Genomic DNA, 22,204 nt, shown 5'->3' on the forward strand with positions numbered 1-22,204 from the left:
GAAGAACGCATGACCGACCACATCGACGGCGCCACCCTCCTCGACGAGGTCGAAGCCTTCCACCGCCGCTTCAACCGCTTCCCACGCGAAGCTGCCTACACCGCAGTAGTCCTCTGGGACGCCCACGCCCACCTCTTCGACTGCTTCGACAGCACGCCGAGGCTGGCAGTCCTCTCCCCGGAACCTGGCAGCGGCAAGAGCCGGGTCCTGGAAATCACCGAGACCCTTACGCCCCGGCCCTTGATGACCGTCAACCCCTCTGCCAACGCGTTGTTCAGGGTCGTCTCCGCCGACGAGGGCCGACCGACCATCCTCTTCGACGAGATCGACACCATCTATGGCGCCAAGGCCAGCGGCAACGAGGAACTCCGCGCCTTCCTCAACTCCGGCTACCGCCGCGGCGCCAGCAGCCTGCGCTGCGTCGGCGACGGCTCCAACCAGACCGCCACCCCGTTCCCGAGCTTCTGCGCGGTCGCCCTGGCCGGCCTGGGCTCCCTGCCCGACACGATCCTGACCCGCTCGATCATCATCCGCATGCGCAAGCGGGCCCCCAACGAGAAGGTCGAGCCCTACCGCCAGCGCATCCATGAGAAGGAGGGCCACGCCCTGCGCGACCGGCTCGCCGTCTGGGCCGACCAGGTCCGCGACCAGGTCACCGACGCATGGCCCGAGCTGCCCGAAGGGATCTCCGACCGGCCCGCCGACGTGTGGGAGCCCCTCCTCGCCGTCGCCGAGGCGGCCGGCGGCACCTGGCCGGAGCGGGCCCGCGCCGCCTGCGTCGAGCTGGTCGCAGCTGCCAAGGACGACGACGCTGCTTCCATCGGCGTCCGGCTGCTCACCGACCTCCGCGACCACGTCCTCCGCGGAACCGACCGCATGCCCACCGCCGCCATCCTCGCGATCCTCCACGCCCTGGAGGACGCACCCTGGGGCGACATGAACGGCCGCCCCCTGACAAGCCGCGGCCTGGCGAAGATGCTCGGCGACTACGTCACCTCCGACAACAAGCCCATCAAACCCCGCTCCATCCGCACCTCCAGCGGCGTCCCCAAGGGCTACTACGCGGAAGACCTCGCCGACGCGTGGCTGCGCTACTGCCCGCCCCCTTCCCCCACGTCCGCTACATCCGCTACATCCGCTACACCCCAGGTCACAGACGGTTTCGATGTAGCGGATACGAGCCGTGTAGCGGATAGCTCCGCCACACCCCACTTGACCGTCGCCCGCACCGCGTAGCGGAACCTATCCGCTACATCCCACGAATCCGCTACACAAAACAGGCCCCTGACCTGCGGTGTAGCGGATGTAGCGGATGTAGCGGACTTCCCAGAAGGGGGCGGAGAGCCCCGCGGTCAAACAGAAGGGTCGCGTCCATGGCTACCGCTGCTGAGCTTGTGCAGCCGCGCCTCTACGAGATCAAGGAAGCCGCCAGGCTGTGCGGAATCGGACGCTCAACGGCGTGCGAGGAGATCCGGCTTGGCCGACTCCGCACCGTCCGCATCGGCCGGCGCCGACTCGTGCCGCTCCAGTACATCGACGACTACGTCGCCCTGCTGATGCGTGAATCCGAAGCTTCCGACTGAAAGCACGATGAGCCAAACGAGGCCACGCCCCGCCGGGGCGTGGCCTCGTTGAGTTCCTGAAGGAGACAGCTGCATGACCGAAGAGAAGCGTGGCCGGGCAGGAAACGGCGACGACTCCATCTACTGGGACAAGTCCAAGAACCGCTACATCGGGGCGATTTCACTCGGCTATACACCTGCCGGTAAAAGGAATCGATCGAAGGTGTCAGGGAAGACCAAAACCGAAGTGCGAGCAAAGCTGCGCGAGAAGCGTCGCGAGCTTGAAAATGGGGTAAAGACTTCCGCCGCGTATACGGTAGAGCAGGCAGTGACCGACTGGCTCTCTCGTGGATTGAAAGGACGGGAAGCTTCCAGCGTTAAGGCGTATACCAGCCTTGCCAAGAACCATGTGATTGCCGCTTTGGGGAAGGCGAAGTTGCATGAGCTTGAGGCGGATGACGTGGACGACTGGCTGGACGTCAGGGCTGAGACTCTCTCGCGCGAGAGCCTCCGTCGAGTTCTGTGGATTCTGCGACGCTCAATCGCTCACGCTCAGCGGCGCGGGCGGGTCGGGGTGAACGTAGCTGAGTTCGTCGACTTGCCTGATGGGCAGGATGGGCGGCCCAGTAAGTCGCTCAGTCTGCTGCAGGCGCAAGCCTTGCTTTCGACGCGTCAGGGAAGCTGGATCCACGCCTATGTGGTACTGGCCTTGCTAGTTGGAATTAGGACGGAGGAAGAAAGGGCTCTGGCTTGGAATCACGTTCACACGAAGGTCGGTGAAGATGGGCGGTCGCATGTCGACGTATGGCGTTCAGTGCGAAGGGATGGCGAGACTAAGACGCGGTTGAGCCGACGCTCGCTTGCGATGCCGCTGCAGGCGGCCAAGGTCTTGGAGGACTACCGGGCGCGCCAACAGGCGGAATTTCAGGAAGCGGGCGCCGAATGGAGCATGCAAGGTTTGGTTTTTCCGGGTCCCGGTGGAGGGCAGAGGAGCTCGACGAATGTCCGGAAGAACCTGCGTTCCCTGCTGAAGGAAGCTGGACTTAAGCATCCGGAAGCTGAATTTCATGAACCTCAGGAATGGACGACGCGCGAGCTTCGTACGAGCTTCGTCTCACTGCTGTCGGATACCGGCGTACCGATCGAGGTCATCGCCAAGCTGGTTGGCCACAGCACCACCGCGACGACCGAGCGCTTCTACCGCAAGCAACTCCGCCCCGTCATCGCGGAGGGAGCCGAAGCCATGGACGCTGTCTTCGAGTCGGACCGCAACGACGATCAGGGGGCGTCCACCGGCACGTAATTCCCATGGATGGCTCCCTCCTTGGCTCCCAAATGGCGGTCCCGTCAAGGCGCAGGCCGTTTGACCTGCAAGGGAGCGGGCCGAGTCGGCGCATCCCCATTACCTTGCACGTAATCGACCCGCGCCCGCCGCTCCGGCAGAGTCGAGGCATCGGTTCACGGACCGGCGCACTCCGGCCCGTGAACCGGTGCTGACACCTCGTCAGCCATGTGCCGGCCGGATCGGCACCGGACGTGATCCGGAGTCGGACCGGACACCCGACGGATACCACCAGGAGTTCGAGATGTCGCAGAACGTGCAGCAGGGCGCCACCGGGCAGGCCATCGACCACGCGGCCGCCGCCGAGCGGTACCTGGCGGCATGGAACGCCACCGAGGACGGCGCGCGGGACAAGGCCGTCGCCGCGGCCTTCGCCGAGGGGGCCACCTACACCGACCCGCTCGCCGACGTCGCCGGGCACGACGGGCTCGCGGCGTTGATCGCCGGGGCGCAGCAGCAGTTCCCGGGCTTCGTGTTCCGGCCGCTGGGCGCGGTGGACGGGCACCACGACATCGCGCGGTTCGGCTGGGAGCTGGTCGCGCCGGACGGGTCGGCGCCGGTCGCCGGGTTCGATGTGGTGCGACTGGCCGAGGATGGCCGGATCGTGTCGGTGCTGGGCTTCCTGGACCGCGTACCGGCGGCCTGAAACGCCCCTACCCGGCCACTTTCCGCAGATACGCGGCCGTTTCGGGGTCGGCGGGCAGGAACGCCTCCAGCGCCAGCTCCGAGACGGTCACGTCCATCGGTGTGTTGAAGGTGGCGATGGTGGAGAGGAAGGACAACACCGTGCCGCGGTGCTCGATCACCAGCGGCAGGGCGAACGGCGGGTGTTCGCCCGCGGCCGGGGCCTCCCGCTCGCGGTCCGGCAGCGGGTAGGAGCGGAGCTCGTCGTGCAGCGCGCGCAGCGGGGCCGACCGCATCAGCGCCAACTGCCGGTCCAGCTGGGCGAAGAGGTGCTCCCGCCACTCCGGGAAGTTGCGGATGCGGGGGGCCATACCGCGCGGGTGGAGGGTGAGCCGCAGGGCGTTGACCGGCGGGTGGAGGAGTTCCGGGTCGACGCCGTCCAGCAGCACGCCGAGGCCCTGGTTGGTCGCCTGTACGTGGTACATCCCGTCGACCACCAGGGCGGGGTACGGGTCGTAGCCGGCCAGCAGCCTCTCCATGCCGGCCCGGAGCGCGGACATCGACGGGTCGTCCAACGGGGTCTCCGGGAAGGCGGGGGCGTAACCGGCCGCGATCAGCAGGGCGTTGCGTTCACGGACCGGTACGTCGAGGTGTTCGGCCAGCCGCAGCACCATCTCCTGGCTCGGGCGGGAGCGGCCGGTCTCGACGAAGCTGATGTGGCGGGCCGAGGAGTCGGCGCGCAGTGCCAGCTCCAGCTGGCTGATCCGGCGCCGGTCGCGCCATTCCCGCAACAGGGTGCCCACACCCGTGGTTTCCGGCGCGGACGCCGTGGCAGTCGTCATGGGGGCGACGGTAGCCGACCTGCCAGGCATTACCGGTGGTAACTTCTCGGTTCGACGGCGGCCGGCGGCGCACCGGCCGCCCCGTCCGTTCCCGCCGGCCGGACGCGGAACCGCCCCCGGCGTGCCAGGCTGGAACTGCCGCAACCCCAGCGGCGGTGACCGGCACACGGCGGGAGGCGTTATGAACGCGCAGGTGGAACCACTCGGCGACGCGGAGATCGAGGACCGCCTCCTCGACCTCCCCGGCTGGACGGTCGAGAGCGAGCTGCTGAACCGCAGCTACCGCTTCGACCGGCACTTCCAGGCCGCCGCGATGGTCATCCACATCGCCCAGATCCAGGAGGAGTTGGGCCACCACGCCGATCTGACGCTCGGCTACAACCGGCTCGCCGTCGCGGTCAACACCCACAGCATCGGCGGCCGGATCACCCACCTCGACTTTGGCCTGGCCCGCCGCATCGAGGAGATCGCCGCGGGCCACGGCGCCCGCTGAACGGCCGCGGTCAGCTCGGGCGGCGCGGCCGGACGACCCGCCCGGCCCGCGCCAGCTCCACGTTGAACTGCGCACCGGACAGCAGCGACAGGTTGGAGAACCACAGCCAGATCAGGAACACCACCGGCCCGGCCAGCGACCCGTACAGCCGGTTGAAGGTGCCGACGTACGACGCGTAGAACGCGAAGCCCGCCGACGACACCAGCCACAGCAGCACCGCCAGCACCCCGCCCGGCCCGGCCCGCCGCACCCCGCGGAAATGCGGCGGCCCGGACCGGAACAGCACCATCGCCAGCACGGTCGCCAGCACCAGCAGCAGCGGCCACTGGAGCACGTTCCACAGCGTCTCGCCCGCCTCGCCGAGCCCCAGCGCCCGGCCCAGCGCGGTCGCCACCGGACCGCTCACCAGCAGCGCCACCGCACTGCAGATCAGCAGCGCCATCAGCAGCAGCGCGGTCACGATGATCCGCGGCGCCTTCCGCCACGGCGGCCGGTCGTCCTTCGTCCGGTGCATCGCGTGCAGCGCCCTCCGGAACACCGCCAGATAACTGCACGACGACCACAGCGCACTGACCGCCGCACCGCCCACCACCACCCAGGCGGCAGTGCGCTGGTGCGCCATCACCACCAGCGCGTGCCGGACCGTCACCCCCGACTCGGCCGGGGCGATCGAGCTGAGCCGGTTGATCAACTGCTCGGTACCGGCCGGATCGGCCAGCCCGATCAGCGAGATGGTGAGGATCGCCGACGGCAGCAGCGCCAGCACCGAGTAGTACGTCAGGCTCGCCGCGTAGTCCGTGACGTCGTCGTGCCAGACGGACAGCGGCGTCCGGCGCAGCGCCGTGCGGTACCGCCGCCAGCGCGACCGGCCGGCCGGGCGCTCCGGCCCGGTCCGCACCGGGGCCGTCGACGGTGCGGTCTCAGCCCCCATGCCGGACCCCCGCCGCCCCGGTCCGCAGCCGCGCGACGCACCCCATACCGCTCCCGCCCATGTCGCTTCCGTCCTCTGTGTCGTACTGGTCCGGCATCGTCCCGGTCCCCGGTCCTGCATCATGCCCCGGCGCGGCGACCGCAGGCGAGGCGCGGGCCGCCCGGGCACCCGGCGGGCGCCGCCGTGGCCCGTCAGCCGAACGGCAGGACCCGCCACGGGGACGCCGGATCCTGCGTCAGCGCCCGGTGGAGGTGCACCGCCTCGGCGTACGCCGGCCCGAACCAGCCGCCGTCGAACGCCAGCGCCCGCCCGAGCGCATAGCCGGCGGCGAACTCCTCCCACGAGCCGTAGACCTCCGCGGCCCGGCCCGCCACCCGCGTCACCGCCTGCTCGGCCTGCGGCGGCGCGCACAGCCGCGCGCCCAGGCCCCAGCGGACCAGGCCCACCGCGTGCACCAGGTCCAGCGCGGCCAGCGACCCCACCCGGCCCCCGGCCGGCAGCAGCCCGTCCGTCCGGAACCGCTCCTCGTACCGGTCCACCAGCTCCGGGACCGCGGGCGCCGCGGCACCGTCGGCCGGTGCGTCCCCGGTGGCCCCCGGACCGGGCGCCCCGGCGCGGGCGCGCAGCGCCGCCTCGGTCTCGGCCGGTACGAACCGCCCGCCGAGCAACTGGTCGAACCGCTGCTGCCAGCTCGTCGGATCGGCCACCGACCACTGCGCGCGCAGCGTCTCCGCGTCCGTCGAGTAGTCCAGGAACGCCGTCCCCAACTCGTTCCAGGGCACGCTGTGGTGCACCGCGAGCGGTGCCCCGCAGGCCAGCCCCTGCGCCACCGGACCGTGCAGCGGCCCGCCGTAGTGGGTGACCAGCAGCCCGCCCGGCCGCACCCCCAGCTGCGCCCGCATCCGCAGCCAGCCGGCGCGGTGGGCGGGCGTCGCGAACAGGTACGAGGCGAACGGAGTGCCCGGGTTGACCGCCAGCCGCCACTTGTCGTTCGGCCAGTCCTGGGCCAGCTCCTCGACCGAGACCCGGTCGAAAAACCGCTGCGGCTCCCAGGGCGGCAGCATGCCGCGCGTCAGCACGGGAATGCACTTACCGCCCGCCACCGGATCGTCGTAGACCGGCAGTGGCTCCTGCCCCTGCTGCGGCACCGCCAGATACAGATCCTCACCGGCGATCGCCGCGACCTGTCCGTCCCCGTCCCCACGTGCCGTTGCCTCGTACAGCCGCCGCTCGGTCTCCGTCGGCGGCATCCATCCCGGAGTACCCACAGGCCAAGACCCTACGGTGGCCCCGGCCCCGGCCGGTACCAGGGGCCGCGGCCGGACCGCCGGAGCGGCCGCGGCCGTTTGCCGGAGCCCACCCCGTAACGGAGGCTCGATGCCATGAGCAGTCACGACCACCCCGTACCCGGGCACCAGCACCGTGCCGCCGGCCAGGACGGCGCGGCCATCGACTGGGAAGTGCTCGGCCCGCACCTCGAACGGGGCGCCGACATCCAGACACCGCTCTACGAGCAGGCCGCCGCCTGGCTCCGCGCACTGCTCGCCCCCGACGGCGACCCGGCCGGCACGGTGGCCGTCCGCCGCATCCTGGACGTCGGCAGCGGCCCCGGCGTCGTCAGCTGCCTGCTGGCACGGGCCTTCCCGGACGCCGAGGTGTGCGCGGTGGACGCCACCGAGGCCCTGCTGGCCCGGGCCCGCGCCCGAGCCGGGCGGCTCGGGCTGGCCGACCGGATCCACACCCACTGTGCCGAGGTCCCGCACGGCCTCGATCCGCTCGGCGGCGCCGACCTCATCTGGTCGAGCAAGGCACTGCACCACGTCGGGGACCAGCGCGGTGCGGTGGCCGCGCTCGCCGGCCACCTGCGGCCCGGCGGACTGCTCGCGGTCTGCGAAGGCGGCCTCGCCCCGCGGTTCCTGCCGCGCGACATCGGCATCGGCCGCCCCGGACTCCAGGCCCGGCTGGACGCGGCCGCCGAGAAGTGGTTCACCGACATGCGGGCCGCCCTGCCCGACGTCACCGACACACTGGAGGACTGGCCCGCCTTCCTGGCCAACGCCGGTCTGCGCACGCCGCGCACCCGCAGCTTCCTGCTGGACCTGCCGGCGCCGCTCGCCGACGATGTCCGGCACTACATCCAGGCCAATCTCAGCCGCGCCACCGAGCACTACGCCGACCAACTGGACCCCGGCGACGTCAGCACCCTCACCCGACTCACCGACCCCCACGACCCCGCCGGCATCACCCGCCGCCCGGACGTCTTCCTGCTCTCCGCGCAGACCGTGCACACCGCCCGCGCGCAGGAGCCGTAGCCGGCGACTGGCGCCGCGCGGCCGTCACGCGGCCGGTGGCGGAGCGGCGATCGCCGGGCGGACCTTGGTGAGCATCAGGTCGAGGAACTGGTCCGGGTGCCGGAACCCGGCGAAGTGGCTGGCGTCGCGGATCAGTGCGAACTCCTTGTGGGGGGCGCTGACGTCGTCGAACAACCGGCGGGCGGGCCCCGGCGGGGTCAGCACGTCGCCGTCGCCCTGGAAGAGGAAGAACGGGATCGCGAACGCGGTCCCCTCGGCGCGTTCGTCGACGGTCGCGGCCTGCAGCTGGAGCCGCTCGGAGAAGTTCATGGCCGCCAGGTACGTCCGCAGACCGCGCAGGGTGTGCAGGGGCGAGAACCACAGCGAGCGGATCACGACGGTCTTCATGGTGTCGTAGGACAGCGGGTCGCTGGTGAGGACCAGCTTGTTGAACTCGGCGACCTGCCGGACCGTCCAGGCCGTCCGGTCGGCGCCCATCGCCAGCGCGGCGGCCAGCTCCTTCCGCTTCCCCGCCGTCCGCAGCCGGTCCACCACGGCGTCGTACGCGGAGCGCTCGCGACCGCCGTCGATGACGTTCTGGTCGGTGCCGACGTAGCCGGAGTACAGCTCGGGGTGGCTGCGCGCCAGGCGCAGGCCGAGCACGGTGCCGAAGGAGTTGGCGACCAGCAGCACCTTCGGCACGCCGAGCCGGGTCCGGACGTACTCGGTGACCTCCAGCGCATCGCGGTGGAGCCGTTCGAGGCTGAGTTCGCCCTGCCCGTCGGGGCCGCCGGCGGCGAAGGTGAAGCCGGCGCCGCGCATGTCCCAGCGCACGAGCGTGAAGTGCTTCTCCCAGACGTGGGTGCGCGGCAGGAACACCAGGTTGGACGCGCCCGGACCGCCCAGGATCTCCAGGACCACCGGATTGGCGAGGTCCTCGCCGCGGATCGAGACCCACTGGTCGATGCCGCCGATCCGCACGAACCCCGCCTCGTCGATGCCGTTCGGGCCGGTGATGCGGATCTTCCCGGCGTTCGCGGTGCGCTTGAGCTGCCGGTGGCCCAGCAGGCCGGCGAGGGGGGCGGCAAGGGCGGCGACGGTGGCGGCGACGGCGACAAGCATGGTTGATCCCCTAAACTGTTTAGCGCGTCAGCAGATGCGTTTAAGGTATATACAGTTCTTGGGCGCGTCAACAGGCCCGCCGACCGGGACGAGGAGGACAGTCGAGATGGCCAAGGACAAGGCCCGCGACCTGCGCGCGGGCGTCGCGCTGCTGTGGGGCGAGCAGGGCCGGCCGACCCGCGGGCCGAAGCCGAGCCTGACGCCCCCGCGGATCGCCGAGGCCGCGGTGGCCCTCGCGGACGCCGAGGGCCTGGCCGCGGTCTCCATGAGCAAGGTCGCCGCCACCTTCGACCTCTCCGCGATGGCGCTCTACCGCTACGTGCCCGGCAAGACCGAACTCGTCGAGCTCATGATCGAGTCCGTCCTCGCCCAGGTTCCGGACCTCTCCACGGTCGCGGGCGGCTGGCGGCCCCGCATCACCCGGTGGGCCCGCCTGTCCCAGCAGGTGCACCGCGCGCACCCCTGGCTGCTGGCCGCCACCGCACTGCGCCGACAGGCCATGGGGCCGAACCAACTCGGCTGGCTGGACGCCGCGTTCGCCGCCCTCGAACCCACCGGACTGCCCGCCGCCCAACAGCACCGGATCTTCGTCCTGGTCGCCGGCCTGGTCCGCACCGTGGCCCAGGAACAGGTCGACTTCGACCAGCAGCACGACCAGGAGTGGAACCGCCTCACCGGCGAGCTGATCACCCGCCATGCGGAACGGTTCCCGCACCTCACCCGTGCCATCGACGCCGGCGCCTTCGCCCCCGACCCCGCCGACCCTCTGGACTTCGCCCTGGCACGCGTCCTCGACGGCGTGGAGGCACTCGTCGAGCCCGCCTGACCGAGCGCCGGAGCGGGCCCGTGAACGGCCTCCTGCGGCCGTCACCCAGCACGCGCAAGGCGGCGACGGCGGCGGCCGAGGCGTCGGGGTCGGCGGTGTCGGCATCCGTGACCACGGCGTCGGTGTCGGCGGCGTGGACGCCAGAGGCACCGTCGGGGTCGGCGGCGTCGGCCCCAACGGCAACGAAGGCGTCGGCGTCGGCGGCGTGTGAGGTTCGCGCCGCCGTTCCGTCCCGGCCCCCGCCGCGTGCGAGGGCCGGGACGGCGCGACGGCATCCGGTGGCCCCGCCTCCATCGGCGAGGTGCCGGTGGAGGCGGGGCCACCGGTTCCGCTCACTCCATCGGCTTCGGGCGGATCAGCGCGAAGACCGCGCCCTGCGGGTCGGTGAGTACGGCCATCCGGCCGGCGACCATGTCGAACGGCTCCATGATCGCGTTGCCGCCGGCCGCGGCGACCTTGGCGACCGCCGCGTCCGGGTCCGCCACCGCGAAGTACGTCAGCCAGTGCGAGGGCGTATCGGCCGGCAGGTGTTCCGGCATCGGCTGCATGCCGCCCACGGCGCCCCCGCCCACCTGGAGCGCGTAGTAGTGCGCCATGCCCTCCAACGTGGCGGATTCGATGCCGAAGGCCGCGCGGTAGAAGGCGGAGGCGGCAGACCGGTCGGAGGTGTTGAGCTCGTTCCAGATCAGCGCGCCGGTCTCGTTGACGACACCGGCACCGGGGAAGTCGACCGCCTGCCAGACGCCGAAGACCGCTCCGGTGGGGTCGGCGGCGATGAACATCCGGCCCAACGACATCACGTCCATGGCGGGCATCAGCACGGTGCCGCCGGCGGACTCCACCGACCGCTGGCTGGCCTCCGCGTCGGCGCTGGCCAGGTAGGTGGTCCAGACGGTCGGCGGGGCGGGCTGGTCGCCCATCGCGACCGCGGCCATGATGCCGGCCACCGGCTTGCCGTTCAGTTGGCAGACCGCGTAACCGCCGGTCTCCGGAGGGCCGACCTCCCCCCGCCAGCCGAGGAGCTCGGAGTAGAAGTCGATGGCGGCCTTCTGGTCGGGGGCCGCCAGGTCGACCCAGCAGGGTGTCCCGGGTGCGTAGGGAGTGGTGACGTCGGGCATCGGTGCCTCCTCGGCGCGGAGTTTCAGCTGCCCAGCGGCAGCCCCCGGCGGCCGGTCGTGCTGCGGCCGCCCCCTCTCCACATTTGCCGCCACCCGCCGCACCCGCCACTCGGGGCGGCGTCCGGGCAGCTCACGCCGCCGCTTCCTCCCGCCGACCACCACCCGGGACCGCGGACGCGCGACGGCGCCGCCTGCCCCGGACGGGACGGACGGCGCCGCCGTACCTCGTGCGCTCCGCGGTGCGCGAGCGGGGCCTGGGCTTCAGGCCACGTCGAACTCGGCCGGGTCGGGGCCGAGGCGGTTGCCGGAGTCCAGGCCGGCCAGCGCCGCCAGGTCGGCGCCGTCCAGCTCGAAGCCGAAGACGTCGAAGTTCTCCCGGATCCGCGACGGGGTGGCGGACTTGGGGATGACCACGTTGCCGAGCTGGAGGTGCCAGCGCAGGACCACCTGGGCCGGGGTCTTGCCGTGCTTCTCGGCGATCTTGGCGATCGTGGCGTCCTCCAGCAGGCCCCGGCCCTGGCCCAGCGGCGACCAGGCTTCGGTCGCGATGCCGTGCCGGGCGTGGAAGGCGCGGGACTCGGCCTGCTGGAACTGCGGGTGCAGCTCGATCTGGTTGACCGCCGGGACGACGGAGGTCTCGCCGAGCAGCCGCTCCAGGTGGGCGGGGAGGAAGTTGGAGACGCCGATGGCCTTGGCGCGGCCCTCCGCGGAGATCTTCTCCAGCGCCTTGTACGTGTCGACGTAGGTGTCGCGGGACGGCAGCGGCCAGTGGATGAGGTACAGGTCGACGTAGTCCAGCCCGAGCTTGGCGAGCGAGGCGTCGAACGCGCGGAGGGTGGAGTCGTAGCCCTGCTCGGAGTTCCAGAGCTTGGTGGTGACGAAGAGTTCCTCGCGTGCGATGCCGGAGGAGGCCAGGGCCTTGCCGGTGCCTTCTTCGTTGCCGTAGATCGCCGCGGTGTCGATGCTGCGGTACCCGGCCTCAAGGGCGTGGCCGACGGAGGCGAACGCCTCGTCGTCGGGGATCTGCCAGACACCGAAACCGAGCTGGGGCATCGTGACGTCGTTGTTGAGCGTGATGGACGGAACCGTGCTCACGGGGGATTCGATCCTTACGTCGGTTTTCGTGTTCGGTAGGGAGAACGATCATCCGCCCCCGGACATTCCCGCGCACGCCGACGAAATCGCCCGCTCAACCGCCCGGTCGACGGTGCCGGAGGCGCCCGCTCACCCCCGGTACAGCGCGTCCACCTCCGCCGCGTATGCCGTCTCGATCGCCTTGCGCTTGAGCTTCAGCGAGGGCGTCAGCAGGCCCTGCTCCTCGGTGAACTGGTTGGCCAGTATCCGGAACGTGCGGATCGACTCGGCCTGCGAGACCAGGGTGTTCGCGGCGACCACGGCACGCCGGATCTCGGTCTCCAGATCGGGGTCGCGCACCAGGTCGCGCGGCGGCATCTCCGGCTTGCCGCGCATCGCCAGCCAGTGGGCTATCGCCTCCGGGTCCAGGGTGACCAGCGCCGAGATGAACGGCCGGTCGTTGCCCACGACGATGCACTGGGCGACCAGCGGATGCGCCCGCACCCGCTCCTCCAGCGGCACCGGCGAGACCGACTTGCCACCCGAGGTGACCAGGATTTCCTTCTTCCGGCCGGTGATCGTCAGATAGCCGTCCTCGTCCACCGAGCCGAGGTCCCCGGTGGCGAACCAGCCGTCGTGCAGCACCGCGTCGGTGGCCTTGGTGTCGTTGTGGTAGCCCTGGAAGATCTGGCCCCCGTAGAGCCAGATCTCGCCGTCCTCGGCGATGTGGACGGTGGTGCCGGGGACCGGGGTGCCGACGGTGCCGAAGCGGGTCCGCTCCGGGGGGTTCGCGGCGGCGGCCGCGGTGCTCTCCGTCAGGCCGTAGCCCTCGAAGATCCGCACGCCGGCGCCGGCGAAGAACAGGCCCAGCCGGCGTTCCATGGCCGAGCCGCCGGACATGGCGTGCCGCACCCGGCCGCCCATCGCCTCGCGGACCTTGCTGTAGACCAGCTTGTCGAACAGCTGGTGCTGCATGCGCAGCGCGGCGCCGGGGCCGGAGGCGGTGCCGAACGCCTTGTGTTCCTGTGCCTCCGCGTAGCGGACCGCGACCTCGACCGCCTTGTCGAACGGGCCGGCCTTGCCGTCGGCCTCCGCCCGCCGCCGGGCCCCCGCGAACACCTTCTCGAAGATGTACGGCACCGCCAGGATGAAGGTGGGGCGGAACGCCTGGAGGTCCGGGAGGAGCGCACGGGCCGAGAGCTCCGGCTGGTGGCCGAGCTTGACCCGGCCGCGGACCGCCGCGACCTGCACCATCCGGCCGAAGACGTGCGCCAGCGGCAGGAAGAGCAGGGTCGACGCCTCGTCGCCGGGCTTGGAGCGGAAGACCTTGTTGTACCGGAGCACGATGTTGTCGGCCTCGGCCATGAAGTTGGCGTGGGTGATCACGCAGCCCTTGGGGCGGCCGGTGGTGCCCGAGGTGTAGATGATCGTCGCGACGGCTTCCGGGGTGACCGCCATCCGGTGCCGGTGCACCACCTCGTCGTCGATGTGCGCGCCGGCCGCGGTCAGTTCGGCCACCGGGTCGGCGTCCAGCTGCCACAGTTTCCGCAGCTGGGGGAGCCTGCCGATGACCGAGCCGACGGTCATCGCGTGGTCCTCGTGCTCCACCAGGCAGGCCGACACCTCGGCGTTGTGCAGCATCCAGAAGACCTGCTCCGCCGACGAAGTGGGGTACAGCGGGACGGACTGGGCTCCGATCGACCACAGTGCGTAGTCGAAGAGCGTCCACTCGTAGCGGGTGCGGGACATGATGCCGACCCGGTCGCCGAACCGGACGCCCTGTGCGAGGAGGCCCTTGGCGAGCCCGAGGACCTCGTCGCGGAACTGCCCGGCGGTGACGTTCCGCCACTGCCCGGCGGCGTCCTTACGTGCCAGCGAGGTCCGTCCGGGGTCGGATTCCGCGTGGTCGTACACCGAGTCGGCCAGCCCGCCGACCCGGGGCGCGGTCGCCAATGGGGGGACGGTGAACTCGCGCAATGACCCAGCTCCTCGTGGTGCTCCTCACAAGGCCGCGACCGTACCCCACGGGGAAGACGGGCGGGAGTGCGGTACCACGCCGCGGCGCCGGGGCATCCGGAACCGGCCAGGCCGGGAAATCGGGTTACTTGGGGTAACCGCGGACATTATCCAGTCGATACGTGCTCGGACGAACACCGTGCCGGGACCGGATCTGCACCGAATCTCTGCATCCGTCACCACGTCAGAGCACGTCGGAGGGATATTCCGAGGTGCTGCGACGATCCGCTGGAGGTTCCCGGGAGATCCCGGTCAGGCGCCGTACGCCCCGCCGGTGCCGTCCGGGGAGGGGTGACGAGACCGGATAAGACGGCGGATTCCACCCCCGGTCCCGGCCGGGATCCGCCGGACCGGCCCTGGAACCGGGGCGCCTACGGGAGGTGCAGCCGGTCGCCGCCCGCCAGGATCGCCTCGGCCAGCGCCTCCGCCGGGCCGCGCGCCGCCCCCGTCCGCTCCCCGTGCAGCAGCGCGAAGTCCACCCCGCCCAGCTCCGGCAGCCCGGCCCGGGACGGTATCCGCACCAGGCCCGGCGGGATCATCCCGAGCGTGTGCGCCATCACGCCCAGCCCCGCCCGGGTCGCCGCGATCAGCCCGTTCAGGCTTCCGCTGGTGCAGGCGATCCGCCATTCCCGGCCCTGCCGCTCCAGTGCCTCCAGGGCCCGCGCCCGGGTCACCGCGGGTGGCGGGAAAACGACCAGCGGAACCGGCCGCTGCGGATCCAACCGCAGCCGCTCGCCCCCCACCCACACCAGCCGGTCCCGCCACACCAGCCGCCCCTGCCGTCCCTCCGGCCGCCGTTTGGCGAGGACGAGATCGAGCCGGCCGGCCGCCAGCAACTCGTGCAGGGTGCCGGACAGTTCCACGGTCAGCTCCAGGTCCACCTCCGGGTGGTCCCGCCGGAACCCCTCCAGCACCTCCGGCATCCGCGTCAGCACGAAGTCCTCGGACGCGCCGAAGCGCAGCCGCCCGCGCAGCCGGGTCCCGGCGAAGAAGCTCGCCGCCCGTTCGTTGGCCTCCAGGATGGTGCGCGCGAAACCGAGCATCGCCTCGCCGTCCTCGGTGAGCTCCACGGCATGGGTGTCCCGCGCGAACAGCCGCCGCCCGGCGGCCTCCTCCAGCTTCCGCACGTGCTGGCTCACCGTGGACTGGCGCAGCCCCAGCCGGTGCGCGGCCTGGGTGAAACTCAGCGTCTGCGCCACGGCCAGGAAGGTGCGCAGCTGCGCCGGCTCGAACACGGACGACCCCTCCTCATCTGCGGGTTATCGCTCTTCATGATGACAGTCACCACAGTAAGAGGGGTTCCCGATCGCCGTTCCGCCCGGCAGTCTGGAGAGGGCACCGTCCATGCCACCGTCCGTGAGCCGTCGAACCCGAAGAGAGACCATGCGCCGCCCTGTGTTCCGCCTGCCCTCCTGGCTCCCCGTGGACGGTTACATCCTCGCGTTGCTCGGCACGGTCGGGCTCGCCGCCCTGCTGCCGGCCCGCGGCGCCGCCGCCACCGTCGCGGACGGCGCCTCCACCGGGGCCGTCGCCCTGCTGTTCTTCCTCTACGGGGCCCGGCTCTCCACCCGGGAGGCGATGGACGGGCTGCGCCACTGGCGCCTCCACCTGACCACCCTGGCCTGCACGTTCCTGGTCTTCCCGGTGCTCGGCCTGGCCGCCCGCGGCCTGGTTCCCCTCGTGCTCCCGCCCGCCCTGTACACCGGCCTGCTGTTCCTGTGCCTGGTGCCGTCGACGGTCCAGTCCTCCATCGCCTTCACCTCCATCGCCCGCGGCAACGTGGCGGCGGCGATCTGCGCCGGCTCGTTCTCCAGCATCGTGGGCATCGTCCTCACCCCGCTGCTGGCGGGACTGGTGCTGCCCGGCAACGGCGGCGGCGGCTTCTCCGCGCACTCCCTGGTGTCGATCGTCTGCCAACTGCTGCTCCCGTTCCTCGCCGGGCAGCTGCTGCGGCGCTGGGTCGGCGGGTTCCTCACCCGGCACAAGAAGGTCCTCGGCTACGTCGACCGCGGCTCGATCCTGCTGGTCGTCTACGCCGCGTTCAGCGCCGGCATGGTGCAGGGCATCTGGCACCAGGTCTCCCCGCTGCGGCTGCTGTGCCTGCTGGGTGTGGAGGCGGTGCTGCTGGCGGTCATGCTGACGGCCACCTCGTACGGCTCGAAGAAGCTGGGCTTCCCGCGTGCCGACCGGATCGCGATCACCTTCGCCGGCTCCAAGAAGAGCCTGGCCGCCGGGCTCCCGATGGCAAGCGTCCTCTTCGGCGCCCAGGCGGGGCTGGCGGTGCTGCCGCTGATGGTGTTCCACCAGATGCAGCTGATGGTGTGTGCGGTGCTGGCCAAGCGGTATGCGGCGCAGCCGGACGCCGACGGGCAGCCGGTGGTCGGGCCCGGTGGCTCCGGACCCGACCGGTCCGGTCAGCGGCCGCCGTCCACCCGGTCCAGCGGGAGCCCGAGCACCAGCGGGCCGGCCACCGAGTTGCCGCCGACGCGCACCCGGGAGAGTTCGGCGTCGGTCAGGGCCCGGCGGTAGACGCGGACCTGGGCCAGCGCACCGGTGAACTGCGCCCGGCCGTCCGGCCGCTGGCCCAGGTGCACGCCGAACGTGGTGGTCCGGCTGACCGAGCCGGGGACGTCGGCGGCGCGCGTGGTCGCGGTGCCGTCCACGGTCAGCAGCAGCCGGCCGCCGACGCGGCGGAACGCGACGTGGTGCCAGTTCCCGTCGTTGTAGGCGCCGGCGCCGGTCACCTGGGCGGTGGCCGGCGGCCGGGCGCCGTCCACGGCCGTGAGGTGCGCGGTGATCCGGCCGTGCGCGGGGTCGCCCTCGATCGCGACCTGCGGGGAGCGGCTGCCCACCCCGCCCATCCACAGCAGCGGCTGTTCGCCGGTGGTGGCGCGGTAGCGGAACCACAGGGTGCAGGTGAAGTCCCCGCCGCCCAGCGGGAGGGAGTCCCGGTAGGGGAGGCGCACGGCGTCGTCGGTGCCGTCGAAGGCGAGCGCGTGGCCGAAGGGGCCGTCGGTGAGCTCGGCGCCGCCGAGGACCAGGGCGGGCCGGGCGCCGCGGGCCAGGTCGGGGGTGGTCGGATCCGGGCCGCGGCGCGGGCCGAGCCACCGCTCGGTGAAGCGCGCGAAGCGGATCTCGTCCCGGGCGTCGGCGGCACCGCCCTCGTAGAGCAGGCCGGTGACGGTGGGGGAGACGGCGACCAGGTCGGAGTAGCCGGACCAGTCGGCGGTGACCCGGGCGCCGCGGTCCACGCCCTCCCAGGTGCGGCCCTCGTCGTAGGAGGAGCGGATGGTCATGGAGCGGCGGCGGTCGGGGTCGGCGGGGGCGGCGAGCAGGGTGCGGCTGCGGCCGCCGGCGGCCGACGAGCGCGGCAGGCGCAGCGCCGACGCCTGCACCATCGGGGCGTAGAGGTCGGGGATCGCGCGGAACGGGGCGGCGAAGGAGTCCCCGCCGTCCCGGCTGACCGCGGCGGTGCGGTTGCCGAGGTCGGTGCCGTCCTGTTCGCGGCCGTTGACGTAGATCGAGCCGTCGCCGCGTTCCAGGAGCGTCATCTCGGACGGCTTCTGGCGGAAGGTGCCGTCCGGTGCGAGCGGCCAGCTGTCCAGCGCGCCCACCTTCCAGGTGGTGCCGCCGTCGTCGCTGTGCACGAGGGCGGCGTGGTTGGCGGTGATCCGGTTGCCCGCGTAGCTCTCGGCGTTGACGCCGAAGACCAGGCGCCCGGCGTGCCGCCCGCGGGTGAGCTGGATGCCGTGCACCGGGCCGGTGGCGTACCAGGAGTTCCACTGCCGGGGGCGGATGCTGCGGGTCAGGTCGCGGGGCGCGGACCAGGTGGCGCCGTCGTCGTCGCTGTACTGGAGGTGCGGGGTGCGGTCGCAGGGGACGTCGCAACTGAGGCCGTCGGCGCGGCCCTTGTTGTAGGTCTCGGCGAGGACGATCCGGCCGGTGCGGCGGTCCACGAGGGGCGCCGGGTTGCCGTGGGTGTCCCCGTCGCCGTGGTTGACGACCTGGAGGGGGCCCCAGGTCCGGCCGCCGTCGGTGGAGCGCTTGACGACGAGGTCGATGTCGCCGGCGTCCCCGCAGTCGTGCACCCGACCCTCGGCGAAGGCGAGGAGGGTGCCCCGGACGGTCCGCACGATGGCGGGTATACGGAAGCAGGAGTAGCCCTTCTCGTGGGCCGCCTTGAAGAGGACCTGCTGTTCGAAGCCGCTTGAGGGGGCGTCGGTGGCGGCCCGGGCGGGGGCGGTGGCCAGGGCGGCGAGCGCGGTGGCGGTCAGCGCGGCGGCGGCTGCCGGGGCGCGGCGGTGCCGGGGTCTGCGGCGGGGGAGGGGGTGCGCGCGGAGATCTGACGTCATGGTCCGGCCTGCCCTTCGAGGCATCGGGTCGGGTCATCAGGACATCCAACGTCCTATGTGCAGATGCGACGGAAGCTACTGCCGTGCGGGGGGTGCGACAAGGAGCCTGCGTCGGTTCTCCGCGCCCGGCCCCGAATTCACTCTCCCGGGCCGGGGGCGCTGCGCCGTGTGCGCCGCCCGGGGCCGGTGGGGCGACCGGGTGTGCCCGGCCGGAACGCCCTCCCGGCGCGTCACGGCCGCAGCACCACCTTCCCGAGGTTGGCCCGAGCCTCGATGATCTCGTGGGCCCGCGCGGCATCCGCCAACGGCAGTTCGGCGTGGACCACGGCCCGCAGCCGGCCGGCGCCGGCCAGCTCCCACAGCTCCGCCCGGTGCCGCTCGTACCGCTCGCGGTGGACGGTGGCGAAGCGCCGCATGGTCAGCCCGGTGATGGTTTTCGCGCCGGCCAGCAACTCGTACGCGGGGACCGTGCCGCCACCGGAGTTGAAGAAGATCAGCCGTCCGCCGGGCGCGAGGGCGGCCAGTGCGCGCGGCAGCAGCTCCCCGCCCACCCCGTCCAGCACGATGTCGACCGGCTCGCCCCAGGACTCCTGGTCGTAGGTGACCACCTCGTCCGCGCCCAGTCGGTACAGGAACTCCGCCTTGGCCGGCGAGCCGACCGCGGCCACCACCCGCGGTACGCCCCGGAGCTTGGCCAGTTGGACGGCGAGGTGCCCGGTGCCGCTGGCCGCGCCGGTGATCAGCACGGACTCGGTGCCGGACGGCGCGGCGGTGCTGAGCGCGGCCAGTGCGACGTGCCCGCTGCGCACCAGTGCCACCGCCTGTACCGCGCTCGCGCCGTCGGGGATGCGGCTGGCCAGGGAGGCGGGGGCGAGGGCGAGTTCGCCGTAGGAGCCGGTGAGGGTGAGCGAGGTGACCCGGTCGCCGACCGCGAAGCCGGTGACGTCCGGTCCCAGGGCGATGACCTCGCCCGCGATCTCGCCGCCGATGACGCCGGGCAGCGGATCGCCGCCGCCCTTGCCGTCGCCGCGCACCCGGCGCACCGACGGCAGGGTGACGCCGATCGCCTCGGTGCGGACGAGGAGTTCGCCGGGGCCGGCGGTCGGGTCCTCGGCCTCCTCCAGGCGCAGGACCTCGGGGCCGCCGTAGGCATGGAATCGGACACGGCGCACGGGCCGTCACCTCCGGGGGAACGGGCCGCGCTGCGGCCGGTTTCATTGGGTGCCCCAACGATAAGCAGAAGCCATTGGGGTTGCCAATGGTTTTTCGTGGGGAATCCCTACGTTGGTGGAACCCATGGATTTCTGGGTACGGTGCCCCCATGGCCGACAGCCCCGCCCCCTACGCCCCCAGCCGTATCCGCACCCTCCCCAGCTGGCTGCTGGGCCGCGCCGCCGCCCGCGGCCACCGGCTCGTCGCCGAGGCGCTCGCCGCCGAGGGCATGCGGATGACGCACCACGCCGTGCTCGCCGCGGTCGCCGAACTCGGCCCCGTCTCCCAGGCGGAACTCGGTCGGACCGTCGGCATCGACCCCAAGGACATCGTCGCGATCGTCAACGACCTCCAGAAGGACGGGCTGGTCACCCGCACCCCCGACCCCGAGGACCGGCGGAAGAACGCCATCGGGATCTCACCGGAGGGCGAGCGGCGACTGCGCCGCACCCAACGGCTCGGCGACGAGGCCAACGCCGAGCTGACCGCCGCACTCAGCGACGAGGAACGCGCGCAGCTGGTCGCGCTGCTGACCCGGATCGTGGCGCCGGGGGAGTGAGCGGGGGCGTGTGCCGGGCCGCCTCAGCCCGCGGCGCCCGCCTCGTCCAGCGCCAGCCGGTGCGCGCCCGCGTAGACGTTCATCGACCTCCCGCGCAGGAAGCCGACCAGCGTCAGCCCCGTTTCGGTGGCGAGGTCGACGGCCAGCGAGGACGGTGCGGAGACCGCGGCCAGCACCGGTATGCCGGCCATCACGGCCTTCTGCGCCAGCTCGAACGAGGCCCGTCCGGAGACCATCAGCACGCACGACGACAGCGGCAGTCGCCCGTCTTGGAGCGCCCGCCCGACGATCTTGTCCACCGCGTTGTGCCGCCCCACGTCCTCGCGGGCGTCGAGCAGCTCGCCGTCCGCCGTGAACAGCGCCGCCGCGTGCAGACCGCCGGTCCGGTCGAAGACCTGCTGGGCGCTCCGGAGTCGGTCGGGCAGGGCCGCCAGGGTCTCCGGGTCTATCCGGAGCGCCGGCTCCGGGGCGGTGTCCAGCGCCCAGCGGGCGGTCGTCCGCACCGCGTCCAGGCTGGCCTTGCCGCACAGCCCGCAGGACGACGTCGTGTAGAAGTTCCGCTCCAGCGTGAGGTCCGGGACGGCGACGCCCTCGGCCAGCCGGACGTCGACGACGTTGTAGGTGTTGGCGCCGTCCGCCGTCGCCCCCGCGCAGTACACGATGGTCGCCAGCTCGTCGGCGCGCGCCAGGACGCCCTCGCTGACCAGGAAGCCGGCGGCCAGCGCGAAGTCGTCACCGGGGGTGCGCATGGTGATCGCCAGCGGCTTGCCGTTCAGCCGGATCTCCAGCGGCTCCTCGGCGACCAGGGTGTCCGGCCGGCTGCTCACCGCACCGTCGCGGATCCGGATGACGCGGCGTCGCTCGGTGACCCGTCCCATGTCTGATCAGCCCCGGTTCTGTCTGCGGTGGTGGCCGCGCTCGCCGATGTCCATTGTCCGGTACGGGCGTTCACCGGCGCCGCCGGTGCGGACCGCCGCGGCGGTCTGTGGAGAAGCGGGCGCGCTCAGTAGACTGTAGACGATAGCCAATCAGGGAGGGGACCCGATGCTGTCCAGAGGACTGCCGCAGGGCGCCGTACCGAAGCTCGAACGCCCCGGCCCGCTGCGCGAGCGCGTCTACGAGACGCTGCTCGAACTCATCACCACCCGTGCGCTCCGCCCCGGCCAGCACCTGGTCGAGAGCGAACTGGCGGGCCACCTCGGGGTCTCCCGCCAGCCGGTCCGCGAGGCGCTCCAGCGGCTCGCCACCGACGGCTGGGTCGATCTGCGCCCCGCCCAGGGCGCCTTCGTCCATGAGCCCACCGAGGACGAGGCCGACCAGCTGCTGACGGTCCGTACGCTGCTGGAGGCCGAGGCCGCCCGGCTCGCCGCGGTCCACGCCGACCCGTCCGGCATCGCCGAGCTGGAGCGGCTCTGTACGCAGGGCGAGCGCGCCGTCCAGGACGACGACGTGGAGACCGCGGTGGCGCTCAACGCCGCGTTTCACGCCAAGGTGACCGAGCTGGCCGGCAACGCCGTGCTCGCCGAACTGGCCGCGCAGGTCGGGCGGCGGGTGCGCTGGTACTACACCCCGGTCGCCCGCAGGCGCGGCAGCCGGTCCTGGGCCGAGCACCGGGACCTGATCGCCGCGATCGCCGACGGCGACGAGGCCCGCGCCACCGCCGTGATGCGCGCACACACCGAGCACACCCGCCGGACATACCACGAACGCGACGGCGAGGACGCCTGATCCGGGCCGCGACCGCGGATGGCCGATCCTCGCCCCTGCCGTCCCGGGCCCGTCCGATCCGCGAGACCAGGGGAGATGACCGGCCCCCGGTTGGGTAGGGTGCAGGCGATCA

At 72.3% G+C, this 22,204-nt stretch carries 21 protein-coding genes; 10 read left to right on the forward strand and 11 right to left on the reverse strand.

The window, feature by feature from the left end; all coding sequences use genetic code 11:
• Positions 1-9: 9 nt before the first annotated feature.
• From CG747_RS26390 to CG747_RS26405, 4 genes are all read left to right on the forward strand, one after another.
• On the forward strand, positions 10-1,236 hold the full coding sequence (locus CG747_RS26390; protein WP_100604323.1) for a DUF3631 domain-containing protein: 1,227 nt from the start codon (positions 10-12) through the stop codon (positions 1,234-1,236).
• 137 nt (positions 1,237-1,373) lie between these two features.
• Complete coding sequence (locus CG747_RS26395; RefSeq protein WP_100604324.1) at positions 1,374-1,583, forward strand: excisionase family DNA-binding protein; 210 nt, start codon at positions 1,374-1,376, stop codon at positions 1,581-1,583.
• 73 nt (positions 1,584-1,656) lie between these two features.
• A complete protein-coding gene (locus CG747_RS26400; protein ID WP_100604325.1) occupies positions 1,657-2,865 on the forward strand; it encodes a tyrosine-type recombinase/integrase in 1,209 nt (402 codons plus the stop codon).
• Positions 2,866-3,148: 283 nt separating this feature from the next.
• Positions 3,149-3,550, forward strand: coding sequence for a nuclear transport factor 2 family protein (locus CG747_RS26405; protein WP_100604326.1), 402 nt, complete (start codon positions 3,149-3,151; stop codon positions 3,548-3,550).
• 7 nt (positions 3,551-3,557) lie between these two features.
• On the opposite strand, the gene CG747_RS26410 is transcribed toward CG747_RS26405, so the two are convergent.
• The gene (locus CG747_RS26410; RefSeq protein ID WP_100604327.1) at positions 3,558-4,370 is read right to left on the reverse strand and encodes a helix-turn-helix domain-containing protein; all 813 of its coding nucleotides are present in this window, start codon (positions 4,368-4,370) and stop codon (positions 3,558-3,560) included.
• A gap of 181 nt (positions 4,371-4,551) precedes the next feature.
• Between CG747_RS26410 and CG747_RS26415 the strand changes: the two genes are divergently transcribed.
• Positions 4,552-4,863, forward strand: coding sequence for a 4a-hydroxytetrahydrobiopterin dehydratase (locus CG747_RS26415; protein WP_100604328.1), 312 nt, complete (start codon positions 4,552-4,554; stop codon positions 4,861-4,863).
• A 10-nt stretch (positions 4,864-4,873) separates the two neighbouring features.
• On the opposite strand, the gene CG747_RS26420 is transcribed toward CG747_RS26415, so the two are convergent.
• Both CG747_RS26420 and CG747_RS26425 read right to left on the reverse strand, forming a co-directional pair.
• A complete protein-coding gene (locus tag CG747_RS26420; protein WP_100604329.1) occupies positions 4,874-5,794 on the reverse strand; it encodes a YihY/virulence factor BrkB family protein in 921 nt (306 codons plus the stop codon).
• A gap of 191 nt (positions 5,795-5,985) precedes the next feature.
• Positions 5,986-7,044: a DUF1266 domain-containing protein gene (locus CG747_RS26425; RefSeq protein WP_100604330.1), complete on the reverse strand. Its 1,059-nt coding sequence runs from the start codon at positions 7,042-7,044 to the stop codon at positions 5,986-5,988.
• A gap of 132 nt (positions 7,045-7,176) precedes the next feature.
• On the opposite strand from CG747_RS26425, the gene CG747_RS26430 reads away from it, so the two are divergent.
• Entirely contained in the window at positions 7,177-8,106 is a 930-nt protein-coding gene (locus CG747_RS26430) for a trans-aconitate 2-methyltransferase (protein ID WP_100604331.1), read from the forward strand.
• A 24-nt stretch (positions 8,107-8,130) separates the two neighbouring features.
• On the opposite strand, the gene CG747_RS26435 is transcribed toward CG747_RS26430, so the two are convergent.
• Entirely contained in the window at positions 8,131-9,207 is a 1,077-nt protein-coding gene (locus CG747_RS26435) for an alpha/beta fold hydrolase (RefSeq protein ID WP_100604332.1), read from the reverse strand.
• Positions 9,208-9,313: 106 nt separating this feature from the next.
• Here CG747_RS26435 and CG747_RS26440 point away from each other — a divergent pair, with 106 nt between their 5' ends.
• The gene (locus tag CG747_RS26440; protein ID WP_100604333.1) at positions 9,314-10,033 is read left to right on the forward strand and encodes a TetR/AcrR family transcriptional regulator; all 720 of its coding nucleotides are present in this window, start codon (positions 9,314-9,316) and stop codon (positions 10,031-10,033) included.
• Between the two features lie 332 nt (positions 10,034-10,365).
• Here the strand turns inward: CG747_RS26440 and CG747_RS26445 are convergent, their stop codons facing one another.
• From CG747_RS26445 to CG747_RS26460, 4 genes are all read right to left on the reverse strand, one after another.
• Positions 10,366-11,151 (reverse strand): VOC family protein, encoded by a 786-nt coding sequence (locus tag CG747_RS26445; RefSeq protein ID WP_100604334.1) that lies wholly within the window; start codon positions 11,149-11,151, stop codon positions 10,366-10,368.
• A 261-nt stretch (positions 11,152-11,412) separates the two neighbouring features.
• A complete protein-coding gene (locus CG747_RS26450; protein ID WP_100604335.1) occupies positions 11,413-12,246 on the reverse strand; it encodes an aldo/keto reductase in 834 nt (277 codons plus the stop codon).
• Between the two features lie 129 nt (positions 12,247-12,375).
• Complete coding sequence (locus tag CG747_RS26455) at positions 12,376-14,202, reverse strand: long-chain fatty acid--CoA ligase (protein WP_100604336.1); 1,827 nt, start codon at positions 14,200-14,202, stop codon at positions 12,376-12,378.
• A 410-nt stretch (positions 14,203-14,612) separates the two neighbouring features.
• The gene (locus CG747_RS26460; protein WP_100604337.1) at positions 14,613-15,476 is read right to left on the reverse strand and encodes a LysR substrate-binding domain-containing protein; all 864 of its coding nucleotides are present in this window, start codon (positions 15,474-15,476) and stop codon (positions 14,613-14,615) included.
• A 148-nt stretch (positions 15,477-15,624) separates the two neighbouring features.
• On the opposite strand from CG747_RS26460, the gene CG747_RS26465 reads away from it, so the two are divergent.
• Positions 15,625-16,770, forward strand: coding sequence for a bile acid:sodium symporter family protein (locus tag CG747_RS26465; RefSeq protein WP_146022162.1), 1,146 nt, complete (start codon positions 15,625-15,627; stop codon positions 16,768-16,770).
• On the opposite strand, the gene CG747_RS26470 is transcribed toward CG747_RS26465, so the two are convergent.
• Together CG747_RS26470 and CG747_RS26475 are read right to left on the reverse strand one after the other, a co-directional pair.
• Complete coding sequence (locus CG747_RS26470; protein WP_100604338.1) at positions 16,656-18,593, reverse strand: sialidase family protein; 1,938 nt, start codon at positions 18,591-18,593, stop codon at positions 16,656-16,658. The two genes, CG747_RS26465 and CG747_RS26470, sit on opposite strands and share 115 nt — an antisense overlap.
• Positions 18,594-18,823: 230 nt before the next feature.
• Positions 18,824-19,765 (reverse strand): zinc-binding dehydrogenase, encoded by a 942-nt coding sequence (locus CG747_RS26475; protein WP_100604339.1) that lies wholly within the window; start codon positions 19,763-19,765, stop codon positions 18,824-18,826.
• Between the two features lie 149 nt (positions 19,766-19,914).
• Here CG747_RS26475 and CG747_RS26480 point away from each other — a divergent pair, with 149 nt between their 5' ends.
• Entirely contained in the window at positions 19,915-20,364 is a 450-nt protein-coding gene (locus CG747_RS26480; protein WP_100604340.1) for a MarR family winged helix-turn-helix transcriptional regulator, read from the forward strand.
• A gap of 23 nt (positions 20,365-20,387) precedes the next feature.
• On the opposite strand, the gene fdhD is transcribed toward CG747_RS26480, so the two are convergent.
• Positions 20,388-21,242: a formate dehydrogenase accessory sulfurtransferase FdhD gene (fdhD, locus tag CG747_RS26485; RefSeq protein WP_100604341.1), complete on the reverse strand. Its 855-nt coding sequence runs from the start codon at positions 21,240-21,242 to the stop codon at positions 20,388-20,390.
• 166 nt (positions 21,243-21,408) lie between these two features.
• Here fdhD and CG747_RS26490 point away from each other — a divergent pair, with 166 nt between their 5' ends.
• Entirely contained in the window at positions 21,409-22,092 is a 684-nt protein-coding gene (locus CG747_RS26490; RefSeq protein ID WP_100604342.1) for a GntR family transcriptional regulator, read from the forward strand.
• The last annotated feature ends 112 nt before the right edge of the window (positions 22,093-22,204 follow it).

It is taken from the genome of Streptomyces sp. CB02959 (genome assembly GCF_002803155.1).
GTDB lineage: Bacteria > Actinomycetota > Actinomycetes > Streptomycetales > Streptomycetaceae > Streptomyces.

What these genes read in the sequence shown, in the direction of transcription:
- CG747_RS26390 (WP_100604323.1), top strand. Translation starts at nt 10, where the DNA reads ATGACCGACCACATCGACGGCGCCACCCTCCTCGACGAGGTCGAAGCC.
- CG747_RS26395 (WP_100604324.1), top strand. Translation starts at nt 1,374, where the DNA reads ATGGCTACCGCTGCTGAGCTTGTGCAGCCGCGCCTCTACGAGATCAAG.
- CG747_RS26400 (WP_100604325.1), top strand. Translation starts at nt 1,657, where the DNA reads ATGACCGAAGAGAAGCGTGGCCGGGCAGGAAACGGCGACGACTCCATC.
- CG747_RS26405 (WP_100604326.1), top strand. Translation starts at nt 3,149, where the DNA reads ATGTCGCAGAACGTGCAGCAGGGCGCCACCGGGCAGGCCATCGACCAC.
- CG747_RS26410 (WP_100604327.1), bottom strand. Translation starts at nt 4,370, where the DNA reads ATGACGACTGCCACGGCGTCCGCGCCGGAAACCACGGGTGTGGGCACC.
- CG747_RS26415 (WP_100604328.1), top strand. Translation starts at nt 4,552, where the DNA reads ATGAACGCGCAGGTGGAACCACTCGGCGACGCGGAGATCGAGGACCGC.
- CG747_RS26420 (WP_100604329.1), bottom strand. Translation starts at nt 5,794, where the DNA reads ATGGGGGCTGAGACCGCACCGTCGACGGCCCCGGTGCGGACCGGGCCG.
- CG747_RS26425 (WP_100604330.1), bottom strand. Translation starts at nt 7,044, where the DNA reads ATGCCGCCGACGGAGACCGAGCGGCGGCTGTACGAGGCAACGGCACGT.
- CG747_RS26430 (WP_100604331.1), top strand. Translation starts at nt 7,177, where the DNA reads ATGAGCAGTCACGACCACCCCGTACCCGGGCACCAGCACCGTGCCGCC.
- CG747_RS26435 (WP_100604332.1), bottom strand. Translation starts at nt 9,207, where the DNA reads ATGCTTGTCGCCGTCGCCGCCACCGTCGCCGCCCTTGCCGCCCCCCTC.
- CG747_RS26440 (WP_100604333.1), top strand. Translation starts at nt 9,314, where the DNA reads ATGGCCAAGGACAAGGCCCGCGACCTGCGCGCGGGCGTCGCGCTGCTG.
- CG747_RS26445 (WP_100604334.1), bottom strand. Translation starts at nt 11,151, where the DNA reads ATGCCCGACGTCACCACTCCCTACGCACCCGGGACACCCTGCTGGGTC.
- CG747_RS26465 (WP_146022162.1), top strand. Translation starts at nt 15,625, where the DNA reads ATGCGCCGCCCTGTGTTCCGCCTGCCCTCCTGGCTCCCCGTGGACGGT.
- CG747_RS26470 (WP_100604338.1), bottom strand. Translation starts at nt 18,593, where the DNA reads ATGACGTCAGATCTCCGCGCGCACCCCCTCCCCCGCCGCAGACCCCGG.
- CG747_RS26480 (WP_100604340.1), top strand. Translation starts at nt 19,915, where the DNA reads ATGGCCGACAGCCCCGCCCCCTACGCCCCCAGCCGTATCCGCACCCTC.
- fdhD (WP_100604341.1), bottom strand. Translation starts at nt 21,242, where the DNA reads ATGGGACGGGTCACCGAGCGACGCCGCGTCATCCGGATCCGCGACGGT.
- CG747_RS26490 (WP_100604342.1), top strand. Translation starts at nt 21,409, where the DNA reads ATGCTGTCCAGAGGACTGCCGCAGGGCGCCGTACCGAAGCTCGAACGC.